This is a genomic window from Streptomyces sp. CO7, assembly GCF_053474865.1.
Genome location: NZ_JBRIOU010000012.1, coordinates 1 through 9,617 on the forward strand (window position 1 = coordinate 1; position 9,617 = coordinate 9,617).

At 73.6% G+C, this 9,617-nt stretch carries 7 protein-coding genes; 2 read left to right on the forward strand and 5 right to left on the reverse strand.

The genetic code is table 11. The features are described from left to right. Positions 1 to 925, reverse strand: a 925-nt coding sequence (locus tag ACOV8S_RS29600) for a discoidin domain-containing protein (RefSeq protein ID WP_448321560.1), incomplete at its 3' end; no start/stop codon positions are given. Positions 926 to 1,267: 342 nt separating this feature from the next. Between ACOV8S_RS29600 and ACOV8S_RS29605 the strand changes: the two genes are divergently transcribed. Both ACOV8S_RS29605 and ACOV8S_RS29610 read left to right on the forward strand, forming a co-directional pair. Beyond that, complete coding sequence (locus ACOV8S_RS29605) at positions 1,268 to 2,260, forward strand: LacI family DNA-binding transcriptional regulator (protein ID WP_448321561.1); 993 nt, start codon at positions 1,268 to 1,270, stop codon at positions 2,258 to 2,260. 211 nt (positions 2,261 to 2,471) lie between these two features. Beyond that, on the forward strand, positions 2,472 to 3,866 hold the full coding sequence (locus tag ACOV8S_RS29610) for an MFS transporter (protein WP_448321562.1): 1,395 nt from the start codon (positions 2,472 to 2,474) through the stop codon (positions 3,864 to 3,866). Between the two features lie 254 nt (positions 3,867 to 4,120). On the opposite strand, the gene ACOV8S_RS29615 is transcribed toward ACOV8S_RS29610, so the two are convergent. The 4 genes from ACOV8S_RS29615 to lnt form a co-directional block, all read right to left on the reverse strand. Beyond that, a complete protein-coding gene (locus ACOV8S_RS29615) occupies positions 4,121 to 6,256 on the reverse strand; it encodes a GAF domain-containing protein (RefSeq protein ID WP_448321563.1) in 2,136 nt (711 codons plus the stop codon). A 110-nt stretch (positions 6,257 to 6,366) separates the two neighbouring features. Next, on the reverse strand, positions 6,367 to 7,182 hold the full coding sequence (locus ACOV8S_RS29620; protein ID WP_448321564.1) for a 3-hydroxybutyrate dehydrogenase: 816 nt from the start codon (positions 7,180 to 7,182) through the stop codon (positions 6,367 to 6,369). Between the two features lie 60 nt (positions 7,183 to 7,242). Next, a complete protein-coding gene (locus ACOV8S_RS29625; protein WP_351117917.1) occupies positions 7,243 to 7,719 on the reverse strand; it encodes an NUDIX hydrolase in 477 nt (158 codons plus the stop codon). Between the two features lie 10 nt (positions 7,720 to 7,729). Continuing rightward, positions 7,730 to 9,352 (reverse strand): apolipoprotein N-acyltransferase, encoded by a 1,623-nt coding sequence (gene lnt / locus ACOV8S_RS29630; protein WP_448321565.1) that lies wholly within the window; start codon positions 9,350 to 9,352, stop codon positions 7,730 to 7,732. Positions 9,353 to 9,617 lie beyond the last annotated feature (265 nt).

Sequence of the window (9,617 nt, forward strand, 5' to 3'; positions counted from 1 at the left end):
GGTCACCGCCGGTGCCGTACACCTGGAACTCCCACAGCGAATAGCCGTACGGGGTGGCGCGCTGGGTGCCGTACATGCGGACGTAGCGGCCGCTGCCGGAGACGAGCAGCGTCTGCTTGAACCCCGTGCCGGCCGTCGTCGAGTAGATCGGCGTCCAGTCGGTCCCGTTGGGTGAGACCTGGATCTGGAAGGACTTGGCGTAGGCGGGATCCCACTGCAGGACGACCTTGTTGATCTGCGCCGTCGCGCCGAGGTCGACGGAGATCCAGCCCGGATCCGTCCACCCCGTGCTGGGACTCGTCGCCCAGCGTGAGGCCGGATCGCGGTCGAAGGCCCTGGCGGGCGAGCACTCCCAGCAGTTGGAGTCGGTCTGCGACGAAGAGGCCGCGCCCGTCCTGCCGTAGGAGAGCAGCTTGTCGGTGTCACCGCCCGGGTCGCCGGACCCGAAGGCGCCGAACACCTGGAACTCCCACAGGGAGTACCCGTAGGAAGTGGCCCGCTCGGTGCCGTACATGCGGACGTAGCGGCCCGTGCCGGAGACGGTCAGGCTCTGGGCACCGCCGGTACCCGCGGCCGTCTCGTGGACGACGGTCCACCGGGCGGCGTCGTCCGACACCTCGATTCTGAACGCCTTGCCGTACGCGGTCTCCCAGTTGAGCGCGACCCGGCTGATCCGGGCCGTGGCTCCGAGGTCGATCCGGATCCACTGGGGGTCCGCGAACGCGCTGGACCACCGGGTGCCGGCGTCGCCGTCGACGGCGCTGCGAGCGCTGAAGACGCCTTCCGTGCTCGAGGCGGTGGCGGTCTTCCCCTGCGAGAGCAACACGTCCGCCGCCTGGGCGGCGGGAGCCGGCAGGGCGACGAAGGCGAGCAGTGAGGACGCGACGGCCAGAAGTAGGCCGAAGCGACGTAAGAGGGTTTGCACGTGCGACTCCTCTGGCGTTGGCGGGCTGAGGGAGCGCTCCCTCAACGGAGGATGGAGGGGCCCGTCACGGCTGTCAAGGGCCCTGTCATCCAGGAGGAACAGCACCGGAACCGCCGCCTCATCTCCGGGGAGCGTTTTCTGACGGCCCTCACGTCGGACGGACAACGCGGGTGTCGCGCAAAGGGAGTTGAGGTCCCGGCACGCTCACGTCGCCCCTCGCCTGCGGATACGCTGATCGCATCGCCATGACGCAGAGCCGGAGGTCACCCTGATGAGCAACCTCTCCCCGAGCAGTGACCCGGGTGACGGCGTCAAGGACGGCGGCGTCAAGGACGGACAGGCATGAAGCGCCCCACTCTTGAAGTGGTCGCCGCCCGGGCGGGTGTGTCCAAGTCGAGCGTCTCCCGCGTCATCAACGGCGAGACGACGGTCGCCCCCCAGATCCGCGACATCGTCATGCGCGCCGTCAACGAACTGGGTTACGTCCCCAACGGGGCGGCACGCAACCTCGTCACCCGCCGTACGGACACCCTGGCCGTGGTCGTCTCCGACCCGCCCCAGGGGGTCGTCTCCGACGACCCTCTCTTCTCCGCCGTGGTCCGTGCCGTCAGCAGGGAGCTCGAGACCGCCGGGAAGCGGCTGGTGCTGATGCTCGCCGAATCGGACCAGAGCCGCACGAGGGTGGAGCAGCACATCGCCGGTGGGCACGTGGACGGCGTGCTGCTCGTCGCCCTGCACGGTACGGACCCGCTGCCCGCCGCCCTGGCCAGGCAGGGCCTGCCGGTCGTCTCCTTCAACCGGACCTCCGCACCGGACGTCCCGTACGTGGCCCTGGACAACGCCGGCGGAGCGGCACTGGCCGTGCGCCACCTCCTGGAGCGCGACCGCCGCCGTATCGCCACCATCACCGGCCCGCTCGAACTCCACGAGGCCCGCGAACGTCTCGACGGTTACCGCGACACGCTACGCGACACCGGCCGGCGCTCCATCGTGGCGCTGGGAGACTTCACCAGGGCTTCCGGCGCCGCAGCCATGCGCCAGCTCCTGGAGGACGACCCCGACCTCGACGCCGTGTTCGCCGCCAACGACCTGATGGCGATCGGCGCCCTGCGCACCCTCCACCAGGCGGGACGACGTGTCCCCGAGGACGTCGCCGTCGTCGGTTTCGACGACATAGAGGCCGCCTCCTACACCACCCCGGCGCTCACCTCGGTGCGCAGCCCGATGGCCGACCAGGCGACCGCCGCCGTCCACCTCCTCCTCAGCCTCATCGACGGCGGCCCCACCAGCCCGGTGATCATGCCGAACGAGCTCGTGGTCCGTGAGTCGAGTTGATCCCCTGACGGCATGACGTGCCTCGTGCCGTCGTGCCGTCGAGCCGTCGTGCCGTCGAGCCCTTCCACCGACTTTCCCTGCGCTGGCATGGTGGCCGCACGCATAGCCAACACCCGAACTATGTTGTCCCGCCACATGTGCGCCTGACCTGCGGATTCCTACGGTGTGGCGACACGTAGACGTCCCCATCCCCTTTCTGGAAGTGGTCACCATGGCCTCATCGGCAGCCGCGCCCGCGCCTCCGACGCCGAACAGCCTGAAGAAGATCGTCGCCGCGAGCCTCATCGGCACCACCATCGAGTGGTACGACTTCTTCCTCTACGGCTCGGCCGCCGCGCTGGTGTTCAACACCCTGTTCTTCCCGGACGAGGACCCGCTCGTCGGCACCCTCCTGGCGTTCCTGACCTACGCGGTCGGCTTCCTGGCACGCCCGCTGGGCGCCCTGGTGTTCGGTCACTACGGCGACCGGCTGGGCCGGAAGAAGCTGCTGGTGATCAGCCTGCTGATGATGGGCGGCGCGACCTTCCTGATCGGCCTCCTCCCGACCCACGCCACGATCGGCGCGGCGGCCCCGGTACTGCTGACGGTGCTGCGGCTGGTGCAGGGCTTCGCGCTCGGCGGCGAGTGGGGCGGCGCGGTGCTGCTGGTGTCCGAGCACGGCGACCCCAAGCGGCGCGGCTTCTGGGCCTCGTGGCCGCAGACCGGCGCCCCGGCCGGCCAGCTGCTGGCCACCGGCGTGCTGGCGCTGCTGACCGCCACCCTCTCGGAGAGCGCCTTCGAGTCCTGGGGCTGGCGCATCCCCTTCCTGCTGTCCGGCGTACTGGTCCTGATCGGTCTGTGGATCCGTCTGTCGGTCGACGAGTCGCCGGTCTTCAAGCAGGCGCTGGCCGCCGCCGAGGCCCGCAAGGCCGAGGGCGCCGCCGAGAAGCTCCCGCTGGTCGCCGTCTTCCGGTACCACTGGAAGGACATCCTGATCGCGATGGGCGCCCGCATGGCGGAGAACATCTCGTTCTACGTGATCACCGCGTTCATCCTGGTGTACGCCGTCGAGGCGGCCGAGATGTCCAAGCAGACCGCGCTGAACGCGGTGCTGATCGGCTCCGCGATCCACTTCTGCGCGGTTCCCGCGTGGGGTGCGCTGTCCGACCGCTGGGGCCGCCGCCCGGTCTACATGCTCGGCGCGGCCGGCATCGGCCTGTGGGTGTTCCCCTTCTTCTGGCTGATCGACTCGGGCAGCTTCCTCGCCCTGCTGACCGCGGTGACGGTGGGTCTGGTGCTGCACGGCGCCATGTACGCCCCGCAGGCCGCGTTCTTCTCCGAGCTGTTCTCCACCCGGGTCCGGTACTCCGGCGCCTCGATCGGCGCCCAGTTCGCCTCGGTGGCGGCCGGTGCCCCGGCTCCGCTGATCGCGACCGCGCTGCTGTCGAGCTACGGCACCTCCACCCCGATCTCGCTGTACGTGATCGCCGCGGCGGTCGTGACGCTGATCGCGGTGGCCGTGGCGAAGGAGACCCGCGACCGCGACCTGAACGACATCGACGGCACCGCGGCGGCGAGCTCCCACGCCGCGTCGGCCGGCGTCGACCGCAGCGAGCAGACCGTCTGACGCCCGGCCCGGGGCGGCCCACCGGCCGCCCCGGGCGCGGCACAGGCCCCGCACACCCGAGTGGCGTGCGGGGCCCTTCGCTGTGCCCGGGCCTACCGGTGGGCCGCCCGGCCTCGGGCGACGTTCCGGGCTCGGGCTCCGTGACCGGTTCGAGCTCAGTGGCCGGCTCGGGGTCCCTGCCCGGCTCGGGGCCCGTGGCCGACTCGGGGTCCACTCCGGGCTTGCCGGGCCGTGCCGGGCCCTCGGGCCGCGGCTCAACCGCGCGGGGCCGAGGCCAGGCGTTGCAGGCGCAGGGCGAGCTGGATCTCCAGGGCCCGGTCGGGGCGCTGCCAGTCCTCGCCGAGCAGGCGGCCCACCCGCTCCAGGCGCTGGGCCACGGTGTTGACGTGGACGTGCAGCGCGTCCTTGGTGCGGGCAGGGCTCATCCCGCAGGCGAAGTAGGCGTCGAGGGTGCGCACCAGGTCCGTGCCGCGCCGCTCGTCGTAGGAGATCACCTCGCCGATCGTGCGGTCGACGAAGCCGGAGATGTCCCGGTCCCCGGCCAGCAGCAGACCGACGAAGCCGAAGTCCTCGGCGGCCGCGCCGTCGCCGGGGCGGCCGAGGAGCCGCAGCGCGTCCAGGCAGCGGCGGGCCTCCTGGTAGGCGACGGCCACCTGGTCGGGCCCTGCGGACAGCACCTCCTGCGGCGCGGACGCGCCGACGGTGACCGCGTCGTGCACCGCCGTGCTCAGCCTGCGCGCGACGTCGCGGGCCAGCGCCGTGGCGCTGTGGCCGGACGGCAGCGGGAGCAGCAGCACCGTCCCGCCGTCGCGGGCGGCGGCCAGGCCGTGCCGGGTGGAGGCGAGGTGGGAGGCCGCGGACCAGAGCCTGCGCCGGGCCTCGGCCTCCGCGTCGCCGCCGGGCGCGGTGGCGTCCAGCCGGGCGGCGAGGACGACGTGGGTGACGTCGAGGTCGGCGTGCAGGCGGGCGGCGCGCATCCGCAGCAGCCGGGGGTCGTGGTCGCGGGCGTCGAGGAGGTCGTCGAGGAGCTCGCCGCGGACCCGCTGCTCGGCCTCGGCGGCGGAACGGCGGGCGAGCAGCAGCAGGGAGGTCACCATGGCGGCGCGCTCCAGGGTGCGCTGGTCGACCGGGTCGAGGACGGGGTGCCCCCGCAGCACCAGGGCGCCGAGGAGCTCTCGGCTAGCGGTCACGGCGGCGATCCAGTCGTCGCCGTGCGGCACGGCGTGGCCCTCGGCGCGGGACGCCTCCAGCGCCTCGGCGGGGACGGCGGTGATGTCGGCGAAGGACACCGAGCCGTCCAGCACCTCCGAGACGGCGGCGGCCACGTCGTGCACCTGGCCTCCGCGCAGCACCAGTTCGGCGAGGCGGTCGTGGACCTCGGAGGCGCGCTCGATGACGGCGCTCCGGTCCTGGATGATCTCGTTGGCCCGCTCCAGCTCGGCGACGGCCGAGCGCGTCTCGGTGAGCAGGTTGGCGGTGTCGATGGCGGCCGCGGCGAGGGCGGCGAAGCTGCTGAGCAGGGCGATCTGGCCGCGTTCGAAGACGCGGGCGCGGCGGTCCGCGGCGAACAGCACGCCGATGACGTGGTCGCCCAGCATCAGGGGGACGCCGAGGATGGCGACCAGTCCCTCGTCGTGGACACCGGCGTCGATGGCCCCGGTGTGCAGGAACCGTTCGTCCTTGAAGTAGTCCTGGGTGACGTAGGGCCGGGCCGTCTGGGCGACCAGGCCGCCGAGCCCTTCGCCCATGCCCAGGCGCAGCTGCTGGAACCGCGCGGCGACGGACCCCTCGGTGACGCGCATGTAGGTGTCGCCCCGGGCCGGGTCGTGGAGGGAGAGGTAGGCGACGTCCGTGCCGAGGAGCGAGCGGGCGCGCTGGACGATGGCCCGCAGCACGGCGTCGAGGTCGCGCGGGCCGGCCAGGTCGTGGGCGGTGGCGAAGAGCGCGGAGAGTTCCTCCTCGCGGCGGCGCCGGCCCTCGAGTTCGGAGCGCACCCGCAGGGCGAGGTCCCGGGCCCGGCGCAGGGCGGCGACCTCGGCGGCGGGACGCCTCTCGGCCCGGGCGACCAGCACGGGGCGGTCGTAGGCGTCGGCGGAGGCGCCGCGGGCCAGCAGCTCCAGGAAGGGCGTCTCGGTCCCGCCGGGCGCCTCGCCGTCCCCGGCGTCGGCTGCCGCGGCCCGGCCGGGCACGGTGGGGGTTCCGGCCGCCGCCTCGGGCCCGCGCTCGACGGCGGGCGCCGATGCGGGCCCCGTGGCGGGCGTGACGACGGAGGCGTCGGGGGCGCCGGACGGCGCAGCGGCTTCCGCGCCGGCGGGCCGGGGTGGAGCGGACGGTTCCGCGGACGGCCGGGCGACCGGCGGCGGCACGCTCTGCGGGTGATCGTGGGGCATGGGCACAGGATTCACCATGGCCGGGGCCCCGGGACACCCCTGTGGACAACGGCCTCTCGGGGCGCGGGACGGCGGCGGTCCACCGCCCCGCGCGCAGCGGTCCGGGCCGGTCAGTGGGCGGTCCAGCCGCCGTCCATCACGTACGACGACCCGGTGATGGCGGCGGCGGCCGGGCCGCAGAGGAAGAGCACCGTCTCGGCGACCTCGGCGGGTTCGATCAGCCGCTTCAGCGCGGTGTCGCGGAGCAGGATCTCGGAGACCACCCGGTCCTCGGGAATGCCGTGCGCCGCCGCCTGGTCGGTGATCTGCTTCTCGACCAGTGGGGTGCGCACATAGCCGGGGTTCACACAGTTCGAGGTGACGCCATGGGGCGCGCCCTCGAGGGCAACCGTCTTGGAGAGGCCCTCGAGCCCATGTTTGGCGGACACATAGGCCGACTTGAAGGCGGACGCGCGCAGGCCGTGCACCGAGGAGATGTTGACGACGCGCCCCCAGCCCTTCGCGTACATGTGCGGCAGAGCCCCGCGGATGAGGCGGAACGGGGCCTCCAGCATCACCGTGAGCACCGTGTGGAAGACGTCCGGCGGGAACTCGTGCACCGGCCGCACCAGCTGGATCCCGGCGTTGTTCACCAGCACGTCGACGCCGGCGGCGGCCCGCTCGGCGGCGTCCAGGTCGGTGAGGTCGAGGATCTGGGGCTCGACGGTCCCCTTGAGCCCGGACGCCTGCCCGGCCAGCTCGGCGAGGCCGTGTCCGTCACGGTCCACCGCCCGCACCGTGGCGCCGGCCGCGGCCAGACGCAGGGTGCAGGCGCGCCCGATGCCGCCGGCGGCGCCGGTCACCAGGGCGGTGCGTCCGCAGAGGTCGGGCGGGGACGGATCGAGGGGGGAGTCGAGGCCCCCGGGGGTGCTGGGCTGCTCGGTCATGGTCAGACCCTAGGCAGCCACCCCACCCCGACCCATGTGGTCAGCGACCATACTTGCGGGTCAGCTCATAGGGTCGAACCATGTGGGGGCGTCCGACAGAGCCTGCTTGATCCGCGTCACGGCCCACGCGTCGAGCTCCGGCAGGGCGTCGACCGGGAACCAGGCCACGTCCAGTGACTCGTCGTCGTTTACCCGGGCCTCGCCGCCCACCGCGCGGCAGCGGAAGGTGATGTCCATGTACTGGCAGATGTCGCCGTTCTCGTAGGTCACCGGCTTGAGCGCCTGCACGCTCAGCACCCGCTCCGGGACGCAGCGCACGGCCGTCTCCTCGAACACCTCGCGCACGGCGCAGGCCGCGGGCTCCTCCCCCGGGTCGGGGATGCCGCCGATCACCGCCCAGCGGCGGGTGTCGGCGCGCCGGTTGAGCAGGACGCGGCCGCCGTCCTCGTCGAAGACGATCGCGGTGACGCCGGGCAGCCACAGCAGCTGGTGCCCGGCGCTGGCGCGCAGCGTGCGGATGAAGTCCGGGGTTGCCATGGTTCGAACCCTATCGGCCCGTGCCGGCCCGCCGGGTCCGGACGGTGCGGCCGATCGCCCGGGCGACGCCCGCGGCGCCGACCAGGACCAGCGCCCACTCGGGCAGCGTGCCCAGGGTGGTCGCCGGGGTGCTGGAGGACCGCAGCGGCACCTCCTGCACGAGGGTGCCGGGGACGAACATGCCGGTGCGCGCGGTCACCCGGCCGTCGGGCAGGATGATCGCGCTGACCCCGCTGGTCACCGGCACGGTCACCGTCCTGCCGTGCTCGACGGCCCGTACCCGGGACATGGCGAGCTGCTGGTAGGTCATCTCGCTGCGGCCGAAGGTGGCGTTGTTGCTCGGCACCGAGAGCAACTGGGCGCCGGAGGTCACGGTGTCGCGCACCGCCCAGTCGAAGGCGGCCTCGTAGCAGGTGATGAGCCCGACGCCGGTGCCGTTCATCTCGAAGACGCCCGGGGTGGTGCCGCGGCTGAAGTCCCTGCGGACCATGCTGGTCCAGGTCTGGTTGATCGCGCCGATCAGGGGGCGCAGCGGCAGGTACTCGCCGAAGGGCTGGGTCTGCCGCTTGTCGTAGGTGTCGACCGGGCCCTTCTCGGGGTCCCAGAGGATCTGCTCGTTGTAGACCTTGCCGTCCCGCTCGACCACGCCGCCGACGGCGATCGGGGCGCCCACGGCCTTGGCGGCCCGGTCGATGACCTCGGCGGCGTCGGCGTTGGCGAAGGGGTCGATGTCCGAGGAGTTCTCCGGCCAGAGCACCAGGTCGGGCCGCTCCGCCTCGCCGGCCGCGATCCGGTCGGCCAGCCGCTCGGTCTCGCGGACGTGGTAGTCGAGCACCGCACGCCGCTGGGCGTTGAAGTCGAGGCCCAGGCGGGGCACGTTGCCCTGGATCACGGCGACGGTGGCCGTGCCGTCCTCCGCGCCGGCGTCCACCGCGGCACGCGCGACGAGGGCGGCGCCGAAGGGGGCGAGCAGACTCAGCAGCGCGGCGGCCGCGGCGCCGCGGCGCACCACCCGGGTGCGGCGCGCCGACCGGACCTGCCGGACCGCCTCGCACAGCCCGAAGCCGCTCAGCACCACCGCGAAGCCGAGCAGCGGGGTGCCGCCCAGCGCGGCCAGCGGAAGCAGGACGCCGTCGGCCTGGCCGAAGGCGACCTTGCCCCAGGGGAAGCCGCCGAACGGGAAGCGCGCCCGCACGGCCTCGCCGGCCGTCCACACCGCCGCCGCCCACAGGGGCCAGGCGGGCAGCCGGGACACGGCCGCGATGCCCACCGCGGTCAGCCCGAGGAACAGTGCCTCGACGGCGACCAGGGCGAGCCACGGCCCGGGACCGACCTCGATGCCGGTCCACACCAGCAGCGGCAGCAGGAAGCCCAGGCCGAAGAGGTAGCCGAGCCCGAGGGCGGGCTTCCACCGGCGGCCGCGCAGCGCCTGGCCGAGGACGGCGAAGGCGGGCAGGGCGAGCCACCACACGGTGCGCGGGGGGAAGCTCGCGTAGAGCAGCAGGCCGGAGAGGACGGCGGCCACGGCCGGCAGGAGCCGGCGAAGCCGGGCCGCGGTCCGGCCGCGGGGCGCGACGGGCCCGCCCGAGGGCTGGTCGCCCGAGGCTTCGGTGGTGGGTGCGGTGACGGTCACCTGGTGGAGTCTAAGGCGCATGTCAGGGGCCCGGATCAGGCCGGCGGACCGGTCGGCGGGGCGCCGAGGACGGTGGATCGCCGCCGGGCGGGCGGATACCGGAGAGAACCGGGAGGAGTCGGACGGCTTCGACGGTACCCGGGCGGCCCCGCCCCCGACGCGGTCCTGGCCCGGTGACGTTGCTCTCGCCCCTGCCCCCAGCCACCGAAGCGGCACCTCGTCGCCGCCCTCGACTCGCCCGCGCCCCGGCGCGGTGCCTCAACGC